The 16,376-nt window shown below is 31.4% G+C and carries 16 protein-coding genes; 8 read left to right on the forward strand and 8 right to left on the reverse strand.

Going from position 1 to position 16,376, the window contains the following annotated elements; genetic code table 11:
- Nucleotides 1-4: 4 nt before the first annotated feature.
- The 7 genes from LNQ49_RS15640 to LNQ49_RS15670 all read right to left on the reverse strand — a co-directional run bounded on the left by LNQ49_RS15640 (nt 5) and on the right by LNQ49_RS15670 (nt 7,482).
- Complete coding sequence (locus LNQ49_RS15640) at nt 5-502, reverse strand: OmpH/Skp family outer membrane protein (RefSeq protein WP_229991342.1); 498 nt, start codon at nt 500-502, stop codon at nt 5-7.
- 19 nt (nt 503-521) lie between these two features.
- A complete protein-coding gene (locus LNQ49_RS15645; RefSeq protein ID WP_229989964.1) occupies nt 522-1,535 on the reverse strand; it encodes an OmpH family outer membrane protein in 1,014 nt (337 codons plus the stop codon).
- Nucleotides 1,536-1,572: 37 nt separating this feature from the next.
- Nucleotides 1,573-4,299 carry an outer membrane protein assembly factor BamA gene (gene bamA, locus LNQ49_RS15650; protein ID WP_229989965.1) on the reverse strand — a complete coding sequence of 909 codons (2,727 nt, stop codon included), beginning with the start codon at nt 4,297-4,299 and terminating at the stop codon, nt 1,573-1,575.
- Complete coding sequence (gene uppS, locus LNQ49_RS15655) at nt 4,232-4,969, reverse strand: undecaprenyl pyrophosphate synthase (RefSeq protein WP_229989966.1); 738 nt, start codon at nt 4,967-4,969, stop codon at nt 4,232-4,234. The genes bamA and uppS overlap by 68 nt, the downstream gene beginning before the upstream one ends.
- Before the next feature lie 4 nt (nt 4,970-4,973).
- Nucleotides 4,974-5,657 (reverse strand): type IX secretion system protein PorG, encoded by a 684-nt coding sequence (gene porG, locus LNQ49_RS15660; protein WP_229989967.1) that lies wholly within the window; start codon nt 5,655-5,657, stop codon nt 4,974-4,976.
- Nucleotides 5,658-5,829: 172 nt separating this feature from the next.
- Nucleotides 5,830-6,714, reverse strand: a complete 885-nt coding sequence (locus LNQ49_RS15665; RefSeq protein WP_229989968.1) for an NAD kinase — start codon at nt 6,712-6,714, stop codon at nt 5,830-5,832.
- Nucleotides 6,715-6,822: 108 nt separating this feature from the next.
- Nucleotides 6,823-7,482: a CBS domain-containing protein gene (locus LNQ49_RS15670; protein ID WP_229989969.1), complete on the reverse strand. Its 660-nt coding sequence runs from the start codon at nt 7,480-7,482 to the stop codon at nt 6,823-6,825.
- Between the two features lie 115 nt (nt 7,483-7,597).
- On the opposite strand from LNQ49_RS15670, the gene LNQ49_RS15675 reads away from it, so the two are divergent.
- The 8 genes from LNQ49_RS15675 (at nt 7,598) to LNQ49_RS15710 (ending at nt 15,289) form a co-directional block, all read left to right on the forward strand.
- Complete coding sequence (locus LNQ49_RS15675) at nt 7,598-8,311, forward strand: pyridoxine 5'-phosphate synthase (protein WP_229989970.1); 714 nt, start codon at nt 7,598-7,600, stop codon at nt 8,309-8,311.
- A gap of 2 nt (nt 8,312-8,313) precedes the next feature.
- Nucleotides 8,314-9,078, forward strand: a complete 765-nt coding sequence (locus LNQ49_RS15680) for an alpha/beta fold hydrolase (protein WP_229989971.1) — start codon at nt 8,314-8,316, stop codon at nt 9,076-9,078.
- A gap of 57 nt (nt 9,079-9,135) precedes the next feature.
- Nucleotides 9,136-9,480, forward strand: coding sequence for a phage holin family protein (locus tag LNQ49_RS15685; RefSeq protein ID WP_229989972.1), 345 nt, complete (start codon nt 9,136-9,138; stop codon nt 9,478-9,480).
- A 119-nt stretch (nt 9,481-9,599) separates the two neighbouring features.
- The gene (locus LNQ49_RS15690) at nt 9,600-10,925 is read left to right on the forward strand and encodes a trigger factor (RefSeq protein ID WP_229989973.1); all 1,326 of its coding nucleotides are present in this window, start codon (nt 9,600-9,602) and stop codon (nt 10,923-10,925) included.
- Nucleotides 10,926-11,094: 169 nt separating this feature from the next.
- Nucleotides 11,095-11,769, forward strand: a complete 675-nt coding sequence (clpP, locus tag LNQ49_RS15695) for an ATP-dependent Clp endopeptidase proteolytic subunit ClpP (protein ID WP_229989974.1) — start codon at nt 11,095-11,097, stop codon at nt 11,767-11,769.
- Nucleotides 11,770-11,944: 175 nt separating this feature from the next.
- A complete protein-coding gene (clpX, locus tag LNQ49_RS15700) occupies nt 11,945-13,177 on the forward strand; it encodes an ATP-dependent Clp protease ATP-binding subunit ClpX (protein WP_229989975.1) in 1,233 nt (410 codons plus the stop codon).
- 174 nt (nt 13,178-13,351) lie between these two features.
- On the forward strand, nt 13,352-14,680 hold the full coding sequence (locus LNQ49_RS15705) for a hypothetical protein (protein ID WP_229989976.1): 1,329 nt from the start codon (nt 13,352-13,354) through the stop codon (nt 14,678-14,680).
- Between the two features lie 6 nt (nt 14,681-14,686).
- Nucleotides 14,687-15,289 (forward strand): hypothetical protein, encoded by a 603-nt coding sequence (locus tag LNQ49_RS15710; RefSeq protein WP_229989977.1) that lies wholly within the window; start codon nt 14,687-14,689, stop codon nt 15,287-15,289.
- A 67-nt stretch (nt 15,290-15,356) separates the two neighbouring features.
- On the opposite strand, the gene LNQ49_RS15715 is transcribed toward LNQ49_RS15710, so the two are convergent.
- Entirely contained in the window at nt 15,357-16,322 is a 966-nt protein-coding gene (locus tag LNQ49_RS15715) for a GlxA family transcriptional regulator (protein WP_229989978.1), read from the reverse strand.
- Nucleotides 16,323-16,376 lie beyond the last annotated feature (54 nt).

Below are 16,376 nucleotides of genomic sequence, written 5' to 3' on the forward strand. Positions count from 1 at the left end.
GTTTTTAGAAACCTAAATCTTTTTTTACGTCAGCTGTAACGTTTGGACCATCAGCTAATAAAAGAGTAGAACCATCTAAAACATATTGGTATCCTTTTGCTTTTCCAACTTTTTGGATAGAAGCTCTCACTTTTTCCATTAATGGTTTAACGATATCAGATTCTTTTTGTTGTAATTCTTTTTGAGCATTGTCTCTATAGTCAACAATTCTTTTTTGCATATCTTGAACTTCTTTCGAACGCTCTCCATTAACTGCATCTGTTACCGTAGCTGATTCAGCTTCGTATTTTTTTAATTTTGCTTGGTATTCTTCTACCATTTTCTTGTAATCTGCATCATATGTTCCGCTTAATTTCTCAAGTTGTTTTTGTGCATCTATCATTGCTGGCATTTTAGACATAATTTCGCTTACGTCAACGTGAGCTACTTTAGCTTGAGCATTCATTTGGTTTGCTCCTAAAACTAGTATTGCAGCAATTAGTAAAGTTTTGATTTGTTTCATCATCATTTTAAAATATTAATTAATTATTGGTCGTATTTCCTTTTTTTTCCTTTTCCTCTTTTGCCTTTTGCTCTCTCGCTTTTTTGGCAGCTTCTCTTTCTTCTAAGATTTTATTTCTTCTTTCTTCTAAAGCTTTTTTACGTTCATCATAAAGCTTTTGTCTTTCTTCGGCTTGTTTAGCTCTCGTATCATCAGTTACAGTTGTTTTGGCTGCTTCTGTGGTTGGAGTAGTTACTGCTGGACTGCTTTCCTTTTTTACTGTTTCAGAAACCGTGCCATTTTTTTTAGCTTCCCTTGCTTCTCGAATCGCTTTTTTGTTTTCTTCGTATAATCTTATTTTTTCTTCTTGAGCTGCTTTCCTGTCTTCTAGGATTTTATCTCTTGCAGCTTTCCTTTCATCTAAGATTTTTTGTCTTTCCTGTAAAGCAGGACTTTCATCAATCGCAGTTTCTTTATTTTCCTTTTCTTCTTCTATAGCAAGTTGTTTCTTTGTCAACTGCTCTCTTTTATCAGTTCTAGTGATAACTCGTAAAACTTGATCACTAACATCGAATCTTTTTGCTGCAAAAAGCATTGTTAAATCAGATGATCTATCAAATATGAAATCATATTTTCTAGCTTCTGCTATATCTTGAACAGCAGTAAAAACCTGATCTTGTATTGGTTTTGCTAAAGCCGACTTTTGTCTAATTAAATCACCGTTAACACCAAAACGTTGTTGCTGATAGTCTAATGTTTCTTTTTCAAGAAACTTGATTTCAGTTTCTCTTTCATCAATTAACTCATTCGTTAATAATGCTTTTTCAGCTTTCAAAGCGTCTTTAAGTTTATTGATTTCTAATTTCTTAGTTTCAATTTCTTGTTTCCACTTTTCGGCTTTTTGTTCTAATTGTGTTTGAGCCTCTTTATAGTCAGGGACATTTTGTAAAATATACTCCATGTCGATGTATCCTATTCTTGTCGATTTGGTTTGTGCTTGACTTGTATTTACTACTATCAAAGCCAAAATTATAAATAAAAATTGTTTTCTCATAACATTAATTTTATTTGAAATTTTTTAACCAATACGATTAAAATTGTTGTCCAATAATAAAGTGCGTGCGTAAACCGCTTGGTTTTGTTTGTCCTGGTAATGTATCAAATCCGTAACCAAAGTCAATTCCTAATAATCCAAATGCAGGCATAAATACACGTAAACCAGCACCAACAGAACGATTTAAGTCAAAAGGATTATAGTTTTTGAAATCAGCATAAGACGAACCTGCTTCAGCAAATGTAAGTACATAAATCGAAGCTGATTGTTTTAATGTAATTGGATAACGTAATTCTAATGAGAATTTGTTATATATCGTTGCTCCAATTTGTTCTCCTTTTAGTACTGGCGTTAATGAGTTATTTTCATATCCTCTTAACGCTATTGTTTCTCTACCATCCATAGAATAGTTAGCCATACCATCTCCTCCTAAATAAAATCTTTCAAAAGGAACTACTCCTCTAGATTGATCATATGCTCCTAAGAAACCAAATTCAGTTAGCGTTCGTAGTACTAATTTACCATAAACTTTTGTATACCAATCAGCTTTGAACTTAATTTTGTAGTATTCTAGCCAATTAAATTTCTTTTGGTCAACTTTTCCTTGATCTGTAGCGGCTTGAGTGTAGTCGTCAACCTTATTACCTCTTGTGTCAACATAGTCTCCAATTTGCACGACTCTGTTGTTTTCGTCCAATTGATTTCCTCTATCAACAGTATTTCTTAATTTGTATTCTTTTTGATTTGCTAAATCACTGTAATTAATTCCATTAAATAATGAGTATGGAGGAGTAAGTTTAGCAGAAATACTAAATTCCGAACCATATGTTGGGAAGATTGGATTCACCCCTTTATTACTTCTGGTTAATCCAATAGTATAAGCTAAGTTTCTTGAAGTACCATTACCAAAAGTAAATAACCCTGTGTTGTAATTATGTAAGTCGTAGTGTTGGTAACTAATCGATTGTGACAATACGAAGAAATCATCTGGCACTGATAATCTTTTAGCTTTACCAACAGATAAAGTCAAAATATTAAAGCTTTTACTTCTGTCTACTTTTTGTGTGATATAGTTATTTAAAAACTGTGTACTATAAGATATCGATGTGCTAAATTGTACTGGTTTTTTTCCTCCAAACCAAGGCTCTGAGAATGATACACTATAGGTTTGGAAATAAGTACTTCCTTGTAAACGAAGTGCTACTTTTTGTCCATCACCCATTGGTAATGGTTTGTAAGCTTTTTTGTTGAATAAATTTCTAGCAGAGAAGTTGTTGAATGAAAGTCCTAAGGTTCCAATGAAACCACCTCCACCATAACCACCTTGAAGTTCTATTTGGCTTGATCCTTTTTCTACAAGATTATATTCTATATCTACAGTTCCTGCAGCAGCATCCACATTCTTGAATTTTGGGTCAATTGCTTCTGGATCAAAAAATCCTAATTGTCCAATCTCACGAATTGTTCTTACTAATAAGTCTTTACTGTATTTCTCACCTGGTTTAGTTCTTAACTCACGGTAAATTACTTTATCATTAGTTTTGTCATTACCTACAACTGATATTTTATTAAAATATGCAATTGGACCTTCAGTAACTCTAATTTCAAAATCAATGGTATCATTTACTGTTCTTACCTCTACAGCATTAATGTTAGAGAATAAATACCCGTTATTTTGGTATAGATTGGTAATGTCTTCAGCATCAGGTTTTGTTTTGTCAGCAATCCTTTTTTCTAAAAGTACACCATTATATGTTTCTCCTCTTTTGATACCTAAATAGCGAGACAATAATTGATCCGGATATACTGTGTTTCCTAAGAATTTGATGTCACCAAAGTAGTATTTGTTTCCTTCTTCAACATTTATTTTTATAGCTAAAGTGTTTTTCTTTTTATCGTAAGCAATAGTATCAGATAATATTCGAGCATCTCTATATCCTTTCTCTTTGTAGTTAGCGATAACTTTTTCTAAATCACTTTTGTATTTGTCTTTAATGAATTTAGATGCTTTAAAAATACGAATAGGGTTCTTTTGCTTCGTATCTTTCATTGCACTTCGCAAAGCAGCGTCTGACAATTGTTTATTGCCTTCAAATTCAATTTTGCTGATTTTTACTTTATCCCCTTTATCTACACGTACCAACATATTTACTTGGTTTGTAGTGGTGGTGTCAGCGGTAGTGGTAATGGTTACTTTGGTATTGTAGTAACCTTCTTTTTTATATTTATTTTCAATGTAATTCTTGGTAGTTGTAATTAAATTTTCGTTTACAATTTTGTTTTTTGTTAAACTATTGTCTTTAATTAACCCCTCAATTTTACCTTTTTTTACTCCAACAATTTTAACTTCGTTTAATTTAGGAAGTTCAATGATGTTTAAGTCTAGGTATATGCTATCATTTTCAATTCTATTTACATAGAACGAAATTTCGTCAAAAAGACCAAGCTTTCCCAGCTTTTTGATGGCTCCACTTATTTCTTCACCAGGAACAGTTATTTCCTGTCCTTTTTGTAGGCCAGAAAAAGTGACAACTGTATTCTCATTGAAGCTTATTTTACCAATTACAGATACGTCGGCAAGAATGTATTTTTTCCCTTGATCAAAAGGAAGTTTCTCTTGCGCTTTTATTTGTGAAAAACTACTAAAAACCAATAAGGTAAGTACTATTTTTATTCTTTTTTGTAACACTAAAAAATCATTTAATTTGTTCACTTGTTTTTCCAAATCTACGTTCTCTTTTTTGATAACTAATGATAGCCTCATATAAATCTTTTTCTTTAAAGTCTGGCCATAAGACATTAGTAAAATATAGTTCTGCATAGGCAATTTGCCATAACAAAAAATTACTTATTCTATGTTCTCCACTTGTTCGTATTAATAAATCTACATCTGGTAAATTTTGCGTGTAAAGATGCTCATTTATAATTGAATCGTCAATAGTGTCTATTGAAATTATATTATTTTTAACTTTATTACTGATGATTCTAACAGCGTTCACGAGTTCTTCTCTTGAGCCGTAACTCAAAGCTAATGTGAGCGTTAGTCTTGTGTTGTTTTTTGTTTTTTCTATAACATCCAACAGCTCTTTTTGAGCAGATTTAGGTAGTTTTTCTAGATTACCAATTGCATTAAGTTTGATGTTGTTTTTCTGTAATGTACCAAGTTCCTTTTTTAATGAATTTATAAGTATCTTCATTAAAGTTTCAATCTCTAATTTGGGTCTATTCCAGTTTTCAGTAGAAAAAGCATATAATGTTAGGTACTCGATTCCTATTTTAGCACAGGATTCGATGGTTTCTTTTACAGATTTTGTTCCATTTTCATGACCAAAAGCTCTTAAGAATCCTTGTTGTTTGGCCCAGCGCCCATTCCCATCCATTATGATAGCTAAATGTCGTGGTAAGTTTGTTTTATCTATTGTGTCTAAATTCATTTTTTTAATATGGGCAATAGCAAGGTTTGTTTCCAAATGTATACGTTAAAGTTACTCCTGAAAAAACATACCAGTCATTATTATTTAAGTCTCCAAAACGTAATGATTTTAAATTATCATTATCTGGATTGCTACCATCAAGATTATCTGTAAAGGTATATCGTGCACCAACTTCTAGTCCCAAAACAAAATTAGTGGTTAAATTTGTTTTTATGCCTACTATCATCGGAATTGCAATAGAACCTGTCTTTTTTTCTTTTTTTGTTTCGCCAGCTAAGATATATAATTCATCATATCTGAAATAGCTAAGCCCTGAAAATACATATGGAGTGAATTTTCTTTTGGATTCATGTAAATTGAAGTCAAAAAAATTGAATTCAAGTCCAGCAGAAAGTTCTCTAATTGTATTATCAAAACGATATCCTCTTAGTTTTCGTCCTCCTTCTTTCGAATCTAAATCATTTGCTGTGATTGTCGATTGAGTGTATGAAAAACGATAGGCATGTCTCGGACTTTTATTCCATCGGTACAATAGGCCAAAAGCCGGCTTGTCTGGTGAAATATAAGTTGTACTTCCAACATCTCCAATATAGTTACTACCTCCTAAAAAAACACCAACCTCATGTATCTGAGCATTCATGCTTGTAAAGAAAAAGAAACATAACAATAAATTAAAAATTTTGTTCATTTAATTAAAAATTGCGTGCAAATATAATAATAATCAATACTAATCAATGCTCATTAAGTTAAAACTGTCTTTTTTTGAATTATAGACGAAATATATCAATGATTACTGGATATTTAATACTTGCAAAACGAGAAAAACATTACAAATAGTATAAAGTATGCTCAAAAAGAACTTAATTTCTTTTGTCTTCTCCCCAAAGTAGTTTATTACGTAAGGTTTTTAAGAAGGTTTCTCCAGGGATTTCAACCATGTTTATTTTAAAATTGGTTTTCTTTATTGTTAAAATAGATTCGTTTTTTATTGAAGCTATTCTTGAGTCTAATGAAACAAGATAATGATCTTCTCTTCCAGATACTCGAAGTTTAATTTCGGTATTGTCTGGTATTATAAGTGGTCTGGCTGTTAAATTATGAGGAGCAATTGGTGTAATAACTAGGCTGTTTACATCTGGAGTCAATATTGGACCGCCACAACTTAATGAGTATCCTGTTGAACCTGTAGGTGTCGATATAATTAATCCATCTGCCCAATATGAATTTAAGTATTCACCGTTTAAATAAGTGTCTACTGTTATCATCGAAGTAGTGTCTTTTCGACTTACTGTAACCTCATTCATGGCAAAATTTAACTCTTCTATCGCTTCATTTTTTGGCTCAGTCGTTAAACTTAAAAGAGTTCTTTCAGAGATGGTATATTTTTTATCGATTACAAATTGCATAAATGCAGCTATGTTTTCTTTTTGTACAGTAGCAAGAAATCCTAATCTTCCTGCATTAATACCTAAAATAGGAACACCTGAATTACGGATTAAGGTTGCAGCTCTTAAAATAGTTCCATCGCCACCAATACTTATTAGCATTTCAAAGCTACTGTCTAATTCAGTATGAGAGGAGAACGTTTTGTATTCTTTTTCAATTATCTTTTTTTCATGGAGCATCTTCAAGAAATTAACTTCGATGATCATTTCGACATTATTTGTGGTAAAAAAAACAAATATGTCTTTAATAATTGGGTCTGTACTATTTAAATAGTATTGTCCGTAGATAGCTACTTTCATTCTTTTTGATTAGATAATGAGAAATTAGGTAATTTGTCAATGTGAAAATTAGATCAGTTGAGATTGTATTCTAATTCCCTAATTGACACATTTAATCTGTTTTCTAATTTATATGTTAAGGTACTTGTCTAAATAATCAGATCGTTCCTTTAAATTATTAATATATGTGTCTTCTTGGTGTTCTGATATAATTTCGTAATTATATCTTCGGAAGGTTTGAATGATTTCATTCATCGCTCCTAAACTAATTTTAATGGTTATCTGAACGCTATCTGTATTGGCATCAGAAGCAAAGGCGCCTAAAATTCTACCATTATTACTCTCTACAATTTGAGTAATCTCGCTCATTGAATAATCGAGAAGTCCTTTCTTTACGATTATTACCCCACCTGGTTCTTTTAAAAAAGGTGTTTCATGAAAAAATTTGATGATATCACCTATTTCATAAAACCCAAGATAAGCATTGGTTTCATCTAAAACAGGGATTAAATTGGTGTGGTTTTTAGCAAAAACTTCCAACACATCAAGCCAAATCATGCTGTTTCGAGCAAAAAAATGTTCGAGGGTATATTTGTAATCAATTACTTTTTTGTCGCTATCAAAAGTTTCAATATCATCGGAGGCTATACAGCCAATGTATACTCCGTCTTCCAGAACAGGAAAATGAGAGAAGCTTAAATCAGCAAAGAAATCCTGTACCGAAGCAATGGTTTCTTGGCTATTAATAGCTCTGTAGTCATTGGTAATATAATTAGTAATATCTGTCATAATTCAATTAGCAATATTTGATGCAAAATAATCAAAAAATAGCAAAAACTCCTAAGTTTTACTTTGTATTTTTGTCGTAACAAATATAGTGTTACTAGAATTAATATCCATTTATATGACAAAGTTAAGTGTAAATATCAATAAAATTGCAACGTTACGTAACGCACGTGGCGGAAATGTGCCTGATTTATTAAAAGTTGCTACCGATATTCAGAAGTTTGGAGGGGAAGGAATAACTATACATCCTCGTCCGGATGAGCGTCATATCCGTTATCAGGATGCGCGTGATTTAAAAGCAATCGTATATACCGAATATAATATCGAAGGGAATCCTCAACATAATTTTATCGATTTGGTTTTAGAGTGTAAACCAACACAGGTAACATTAGTGCCTGATGCTATTGGTGCTATTACATCTTCTGCAGGTTGGGATACTGTGAAAAATCAAGCGTATTTAACTGAAGTTATACAAGAATTTCAACGCAACGGAATCAGAACTTCGATTTTTGTTGATCCAGTTTTAGAAATTATTGAAGGGGCTAAAAAAACGGGGACGGATAGAATTGAATTATATACAGAGGCTTTTGCACATCAATATGGTTTAGGAAATAAAAATGGAATAGATCCTTATATAGCTGCTGCAAAATTGGCAAACGAACTGAATTTAGGAATCAATGCAGGACATGATTTAAGTTTGGATAATATAGAGTTCTTTAAACAAAATATTCCAGGTTTATTAGAAGTTTCAATAGGGCATGCTTTAATTTCAGAGGCTATTTATCTTGGTTTAGATAATGTAGTTAATATGTATTTGCGAAAACTAAAATAATTATGTTATACTCAAAAATAGAAGGAGAAGGCAAACCATTATTAATTCTTCATGGATTCTTGGGAATGTCTGATAATTGGAAGACATTAGGAACACAATTTGCCACTGATGGTTTTCAGGTTCATATTCTGGATTTACGGAACCATGGGCGTAGTTTTCATTCAGATGTATTTACATATGAAGCGATGGTACAGGATGTTTTTGAATATTGTCAAGCTAATAATTTAAGCAAAGTTGATATTATAGGGCATTCTATGGGAGGTAAAACTGCGATGTTTTTTGCAACAACACATCCTGAAATGGTTAATAAGTTGATAGTAGCTGATATTGCTCCTAAATATTATCCACAACATCATCAAGATATTTTGGCAGGATTAAATGCAGTCGATTTTTCAGTAAAACCAAGTCGTAATGAGGTCGAAGCTATTTTGTCAACTTATATTTCTGATTTCGGAACACGACAATTCTTGATGAAAAACCTGTATTGGATAGAGCCAGGGCAATTGGCATTCAGATTCAACTTACCAGTTTTTAATACTAACTTAGAAGCTATTGGAAAAGAATTAGATGCTCATTTAGTTTTTGACAACCCTACTTTGTTTATTAGAGGAGGTGCTTCGAGATATATTTTAGATTCTGATTTTGAGAATATCAAGCAGCATTTTCCAGACTCGAATATTGCGACAATTCCGAACGTTGGACATTGGTTACATGCCGAAAACCCTAAGATGTTTTATGAACTGTCTATAGAGTTTTTGAAAAAATAATTGCTTCTTTTAATGAAAAATTTAGTACTTTTAAAGTAAATTTTAAAACGAAAAAATATGAAATTACTACTCAGAATATTGATTACCGCAGGTTTGGTATTGCTAATTGCTCATTTTATGCCAGGCGTTCATGTAGCTAGTTTTACTATTGCTTTAATTGTAGCTGTGGTGCTAGGTCTGCTTAATGTTTTTATTAAACCGCTCTTAGTATTGTTCACATTGCCAGTTACTTTGGTTACGTTTGGATTGTTCTTATTGGCTATTAATGCTATAATTATTTTACTGTGTACTAAAATTGTTGGTGGATTTACAGTCGATTCGTTTTGGACGGCACTAATATTTAGTATCGTACTGTCTATACTACAGTCTATTACATATAAAGTATTAGGAGAAGATAAATAAATGAATAAGAAGCAAGTGTCTTAAAAAACACTTCTTATCAATATATTAAAAAGCTTGGTTGGGTTGCAAAAATTTTATAATTTTGCAACCCAATTTTATTATGTAAATTAAAGAAGAAGATGGATATTAAAAGAGTAGCAATAAACGCAGTAAATGAGACAATTGTATTGAACGTTGTTCATATGGATTACAAAGGTCAAGTTCAAAAAAGATTAAACGAAAAAATGCCTTTGGCAACTGTAAAAGGTTTTAGAAAAGGACAAGTACCTAAAGATCTTGTTGAAAAACAATACGGTAAAGGAATTAAACAAGAAGAAGTTAAAAAAGTAGTTGATTTGGCTTTGGAGCGTTATGTACAATCTGAAAGATTAAATCTTCTTGGAACTCCTCTTGCTAAAGAAAACGAAAATTTTGATTGGGATGCTGAAGAATTAGTATTCGAATATGAAATTGGTTTAGTACCAAACTTCGAAATTGATCTTGAAGCTAAAAATGATATCGTAAAATATATCGTTACTGCTGATGATAAATTAATCGATGGTCAAGTAGAGCGTATCCAAAAACAATTTGGAAAAGCAATTCCTCAAGACGTAGTTGTAGCTGATTCTGATATTACAGGAACTTTTGCAAACGAAGAAAAAGGAATCAATAATACTACAACAATCTCACTTTCTATCTTTAAAGATAAAAAAACTGCTGATAAATTTATCGGTAAAAAAGTTGGAGATGTTGTAACAGTAAACACAAAAGGTTTATTCGAAGATGATCACCAATTAATGGATTACTTAAAAGTAAGTCATGATGATGTTCACGGTTTAGATGCAGATGTTAACTTTACTATCGAAGCTATCAACGGAGCAGAATTGGCAGAATTAAACCAAGAATTGTTTGATAAACTTTTTGGTGAAGGTAAAGTAGCTTCATTAGAAGATTTGAAAGCAAAAATTAAAGAAGATGCAGAGCTTCAATTTGCACAACAAGCAGATCAAAAATTATTAGCAGATGTTCAAAATTTCTTAATTGAGAGCACTAAATTTGAATTGCCAGCTGAATTCCTTAAAAAATGGTTGCAAACTGTAGGAGAGAAAAAATTATCTCCAGAAGAAGCAGAAGTTGAATACACAAGATCAGAAAAAGGATTGCGTTTTCAATTAATTGAAGGAAAAGCAATGGCTCAAAGTAATATCCAAATTACATTTGAAGATTTGAAAGCATTTACTACAAACGCAATCAAACAACAAATGGCTCAATTTGGACAAACAAATCCAACAGACGAAGAAGTTCAAGGAATTGTTGCAAGAGTATTATCAAACCAAGAAGAAGTGAAAAGACTTTCAGAGCAAGTTGTAGCTGAGAAGTTATTGGTATTGTTCAAAGAAAAAGCAAATCCAACAACTAAAGAAGTAACTTACGAAGAATTTATTGCAGCTTCTTACGGAGAATAATTTCTAAAAAAATAAGTATATTTGAGCGTCAAAAGAATAATATTCTTTGACGCTCTTTTTTTAGGTTATAAATTTAGAATAAGACATATTGGCATTGTTTATAAAGAGGTATGACCTTTGATTAAATAAAATATATAATATAGTAACGTACAACTTAGAACAAAAAAATATGAACTACGGTAAAGAATTTAAAAAATTTGCTACAAAGCACCAAGGAGTGAATGCTATGTATTACGATAAAATCGTAAGTGCAATGACTCCAACTAATATGACTCCATATATTATAGAAGAACGCCAGTTGAATATTTCACAGTTGGACGTTTTTTCAAGATTAATGATGGATAGAATTATTTTCCTTGGAACAGGAATTGATGATCAAATTGCAAATATCGTTCAAGCGCAATTGTTATTCTTAGAAAGTGCAGATGCATCTAAGGATATTCAGATTTATCTAAATTCACCAGGAGGAAGTGTTTATGCAGGATTAGGAATTTATGATACAATGCAATATATCAAGCCAGATGTAGCTACAATTTGTACAGGTATGGCTGCTTCAATGGGAGCTGTTTTATTATGTGCAGGTGCAGCAGGAAAACGTTCGGCATTACCACATTCAAGAGTAATGATTCACCAACCATCTGGAGGAGCACAAGGAGTTGCTACAGATATGGAAATTAACTTACGCGAAATGTTGAAACTGAAAGATGAATTGTATAATATCATTTCTCATCACTCAGGACAAACTTTCGATAAAGTACATAAAGATAGCGAGCGTGATTATTGGATGATTGCTGATGAAGCTAAAGAATATGGAATGATTGATGAAGTTTTGAGAAGAGGATAATTTTTTAAGATTCAAAGTTGCAAAGGCACTAAGATTCAAAGTGCTTTGCTTTATGAATTTGAAGATGAAAAATTTAGGTTAAAATAAAATGAAGTTATAGGTTATCTTAGTTCTGAGTTTCCAATATAGGCAACTCAGAACCTTAGAGCCTTTGTAACTTTGCAACTAAATATAAATGGCAAAAGAAGTATTAGAGTGTTCGTTTTGTGGGAGAAAAAAGCCAGAAACCAATTTATTAATTGCTGGTATAAATGCACATATCTGTGATAAGTGTATCGAACAAGCACACGGAATTGTTTTAGAAGAATTAAAATCAAGTGGAAACTCAAAACTAGTTGGGGATTTAATATTAAAGAAACCAAAAGAAATTAGAGCGTTCTTAGATCAATATGTAATTGGACAGGATCAAACTAAAAAAGTAATGTCAGTTGCGGTTTACAATCACTACAAACGTTTAATGCAACAACAGTTGGATGACGAAGTAGAGATTGAAAAAAGTAACATCATCATGGTTGGACAAACAGGAACAGGAAAAACATTAGTTGCAAAAACTATTGCAAAAATGTTAGACGTTCCATTGGCAATTGTTGATGCTACAGTTTTAACCGAAGCAGGATATGTTGGAGAAGACGTAGAGAGTATTTTGACACGTTTGCTTCAGGCTGCCGATTATGATGTGGCTAAAGCCGAAAGAGGAATCGTATTTATTGATGAAATAGATAAAATTGCACGTAAGAGCGATAATCCATCAATAACGCGTGATGTTTCGGGAGAAGGTGTACAACAGGCATTATTGAAATTGTTAGAAGGAACAGTTGTAAACGTACCACCAAAAGGAGGACGTAAGCATCCAGATCAAAAATTTGTTGAGGTAAACACACAAAATATTTTGTTTATTGCCGGAGGAGCTTTTGATGGAGTAGAGCGTATTATTTCAAAACGTTTAAATCGTCAAGCAGTAGGTTATAGTACATCTAAAAATGTGGATAACATCGATAAAGACAATTTATTGCAATACATCATTCCAAAAGATATTAAAGATTTTGGATTGATTCCAGAGATTATTGGTCGTTTACCAGTATTGACACATATGGATCCTTTAGATAGAGAAACATTACGTGCAATTCTTACTCAACCTAAAAATGCATTAATCAAACAATATCAAAAATTGTTTTTAATGGATGAAGTAGAGTTTACAATTACCGATGAAGCATTAGATTTTATTGTAGACAAAGCACTAGAATATAAATTAGGTGCACGTGGATTGCGTTCATTATGCGAAGCAATCTTAACAGATGCAATGTATGATTTACCAAGTTCAGATGTTAAGACATTAGAAATTGATAAAGATTACGCTAAAGAAACATTAAATAAAAACTTATTGAAACGATTAGAAATCGCTTCTTAGTTTTTTTTAGAATTATATTTAAACCTGCTCATTATTTGAGCAGGTTTTTTTATTTTTTATAAAATAACTTTAAAGCTAAAAAGTAATATTTTATTGATTAAATTTTGTTACATGACAAAATTTGTTAAGTTTGTAATTTTAAACTTACAATTTAATTCTAAATTTTGGAAGATCATGAATAAATTTTTATCAATTCTAGCTTTAATAGGTGTTTTTTCTTTGTTGCTATTAAGTTCATGTGCTACAGAAGATTATATTAATGAAAAGCCGATTGATCCTACTATTGTAAATCAGGCTAAATATTATTTCGAAAAGAATTCAATTGAATTAAAAAATAATATTTATTTTTTAGGGAATCCAGATTGGCAAAAAGGGATTTTTGTAAATGATACATTGTTGGTTTTACTTATTTCTGAGGATCCTATTTTTATAAAAGATGTAAATAAGGACATAGAATTTGGATATTTGAAGTCATCTCTTGTTATTACAAAGAACAAATATGACAATGGCTTTGATTATAATTTGAAAGTTTCTTTTTATTCTGATATAAATACTTTTATTATAAAACGTTATCATTTGTATGATAATAAGAATGTACTAATTTCTGACAATGGAAAAAAGCCAAGAAAAAAAAATAAAAATCAGTCTATAACAAGTAAGACAAGTTGTGTACATTGGGGAACTTTTTTAATTAGAGAAGGTGGACAAGATATATTATTACGTGATTGGTGGGAATGTACTGGGACTGTTGACGATGATGAGCAAGCTCCTCCAGATGGTGGTGGAAGTGGTGGAGAAGTATTAACAAAAGCTCAACTTATAGAAGATTACATATACGATGCAAAACTTGATCCTTGCCCAAAAGCAATTTTAGCGCAGTTAAAGAATGCTACGAATTGTGATATAGCTAATATATTGACTAAGTTAGGTGCTAATTCTGTTTATAGTGTTACAATTTCTTCTGGAGATGCAGGAATGGTACCTGCATTTTCAAAAGCAGTATCACCTAATAATTATGAGATTGTTATGAATAATGAAAGATATACGTCTTCTACTCAATTGTATAAAGCAGCTAATTTAGTACATGAGTTGGCACATGTTTTTTTTATGAGTTTAGTGGATGATTATAATAGTTCACAAAATCCAAATGTATTTAATGAGTTTCCAGTGCTTTTTCAGAAGTATGTTGATACAAAATATCCGGGAGGAAAAGAAAATGCTCAACATGAAGAAATGGCTGATAATTATGTAGATGCAATTGGAGCTACTTTGCAAGAATTTCAAACTGGAGTTGCAGTTCCTTATGGAAAAAAACCGCTTCAAGTTTATGTAGATTTGGCTTGGGGAGGATTAAGAGATGCACCTATTTTTGGAAAAAAATTTCCAAAAGGATCTGCTGAAAGATTAAGGATAGAAAATAGATTGGCTTCTGAACAAACAGGGAATACTGTTGGTACAGGTACTCCACAACAACAAAACACTATAGGTAAACCTTGTAAATAAACGAATATGAAAAGGCTTTTATTCATTATTATTGTTTTTCAATTTCTTTTTAGTTGTTCGGTAAATAAAGATCAACAGGCACCTATTAATGATTATATATCAAGTTTGAATCTGAAAGAATCAGATAAAATTGTGATTATCCAAGAAAAAATTAATAATAATGTGACGATTGATATATTTAAAGGAAAGACATTTTATTATCAAGGGATTAATAAATTTATAAAAGTTGAAGGAGTTGATAAACCTCTATATGATGAAAAATATTGGGAAAAAATGAAATTGAAATATGAAGATAAATATATTCAAGATTATTGGATTAAAGAAGTTTATTGGACTTTGAAAGATTTCAAACATCAAAATATCATTTTTATCAAACATGAAAAATTTGTTGATTTTTTGGAATACGAAAAGGCCAATTTTAATGAAAACTACAGCGTTTTTTCATTTTCTACTCCAATTTATTATAAGCATAATAAGTATGCCACTTTTACTATAAAATCAACCACTATCGATCATGAAAACATCGACTCCACTTCGATATTAATTATGATTAAGGTTAAAGGTAAATGGGTTGTTGTTGAGGAAGTCGGAGATGGTATTTACCGCTAAAAATAAACATCATTTTGTTCGGATGATCATAAAAAAAATCCCAGTTCTTCTTTACTGGGATTTTTTTTTATCTTACTCTAAATTTCTCCCGATATTCAATCGGTTTCATTCCTACCATTTTGAAAAATACTTTTCTAAAAGATTTGGGGTCATTATAACCTGTTTTTTCGATAATCTCAGATATTGAAAGTTGTGTTTGCTCAAGATATTTCTTAGAACTTTCTACGCGAATGTTTTGCAAATATTCTATAGGTGGAATTCCAACTACTTGTTTGAATCTTCGAGTCATATTGCGATTACTAGTCGGAATATCTTTAGTAATCTCTTCTAGTTTTTCTATGGTACTGTATTCGTTTTCTATTTTGTGCTGCAATTGAGAAACTAGAGAATCATTATGTAAATGATTAGGACGAAAAGTACTAAAGTAACTTTGTTTGTGACGGTTTAAGTCGATAGCAAATATTTTAGCAATTTGAACAGCAATTTCATTTCCACAATACTTTTGAACTAGAAGAATTAGCAAATGAAAAGATGAGGTAGATCCACCACTGGTGTAAAGTGTACCATCGGCAGTTAAAGTTTCCTCAGGCTTCAAGTTCACTAAAGGAAATGATTGGTTAAAAGCACTACAAGCATCAACATGCGTTGTCGCTAATTTTTCATCCAATAGACCAGAAGCACCAAGTAAGAAAGCTCCAGTGCAAAAACTGGCTATTTCTGCTCCAAACAAATGTTGCTTTTTTAACCAAGGAATAAAATTACTATTTTTTAAAATCATACCTCTCATGTCATCCGTGGTGAATGCAGGAATTAAAATCAATCCTAATTTTTCTTCAGAAGATTGAATGGAATTAACGTTATAATTAAATAATTTTTCTTGCTCTATCTGTTCAGAAGATTGAAAAATAAATATTTCAAAAGGTTTTTGGTCTTCAGAATGCAGTTTATTGGCAGTTTCAAAAACTTCAAGTATGGCTGCAATACTCAATAATTTATAGTCATGCGGAACGATTAACCCAACTTTTTTGCTCATTATTTCTATGTTTTTAATGAAAATTACCTGTACAAAAATAGTTTTTTTGTCTTA

The organism is Flavobacterium pisciphilum, assembly GCF_020905345.1.
Lineage (GTDB): Bacteria > Bacteroidota > Bacteroidia > Flavobacteriales > Flavobacteriaceae > Flavobacterium > Flavobacterium pisciphilum.

Bases quoted from the DNA above. Each gene is read 5' to 3' on its own strand.
- LNQ49_RS15640 (WP_229991342.1), bottom strand. From the start codon at position 502: ATGAAACAAATCAAAACTTTACTAATTGCTGCAATACTAGTTTTAGGA.
- LNQ49_RS15645 (WP_229989964.1), bottom strand. From the start codon at position 1,535: ATGAGAAAACAATTTTTATTTATAATTTTGGCTTTGATAGTAGTAAAT.
- bamA (WP_229989965.1), bottom strand. From the start codon at position 4,299: ATGAGGCTATCATTAGTTATCAAAAAAGAGAACGTAGATTTGGAAAAA.
- uppS (WP_229989966.1), bottom strand. From the start codon at position 4,969: ATGAATTTAGACACAATAGATAAAACAAACTTACCACGACATTTAGCT.
- porG (WP_229989967.1), bottom strand. From the start codon at position 5,657: ATGAACAAAATTTTTAATTTATTGTTATGTTTCTTTTTCTTTACAAGC.
- LNQ49_RS15665 (WP_229989968.1), bottom strand. From the start codon at position 6,714: ATGAAAGTAGCTATCTACGGACAATACTATTTAAATAGTACAGACCCA.
- LNQ49_RS15670 (WP_229989969.1), bottom strand. From the start codon at position 7,482: ATGACAGATATTACTAATTATATTACCAATGACTACAGAGCTATTAAT.
- LNQ49_RS15675 (WP_229989970.1), top strand. From the start codon at position 7,598: ATGACAAAGTTAAGTGTAAATATCAATAAAATTGCAACGTTACGTAAC.
- LNQ49_RS15680 (WP_229989971.1), top strand. From the start codon at position 8,314: ATGTTATACTCAAAAATAGAAGGAGAAGGCAAACCATTATTAATTCTT.
- LNQ49_RS15685 (WP_229989972.1), top strand. From the start codon at position 9,136: ATGAAATTACTACTCAGAATATTGATTACCGCAGGTTTGGTATTGCTA.
- LNQ49_RS15690 (WP_229989973.1), top strand. From the start codon at position 9,600: ATGGATATTAAAAGAGTAGCAATAAACGCAGTAAATGAGACAATTGTA.
- clpP (WP_229989974.1), top strand. From the start codon at position 11,095: ATGAACTACGGTAAAGAATTTAAAAAATTTGCTACAAAGCACCAAGGA.
- clpX (WP_229989975.1), top strand. From the start codon at position 11,945: ATGGCAAAAGAAGTATTAGAGTGTTCGTTTTGTGGGAGAAAAAAGCCA.
- LNQ49_RS15705 (WP_229989976.1), top strand. From the start codon at position 13,352: ATGAATAAATTTTTATCAATTCTAGCTTTAATAGGTGTTTTTTCTTTG.
- LNQ49_RS15710 (WP_229989977.1), top strand. From the start codon at position 14,687: ATGAAAAGGCTTTTATTCATTATTATTGTTTTTCAATTTCTTTTTAGT.
- LNQ49_RS15715 (WP_229989978.1), bottom strand. From the start codon at position 16,322: ATGAGCAAAAAAGTTGGGTTAATCGTTCCGCATGACTATAAATTATTG.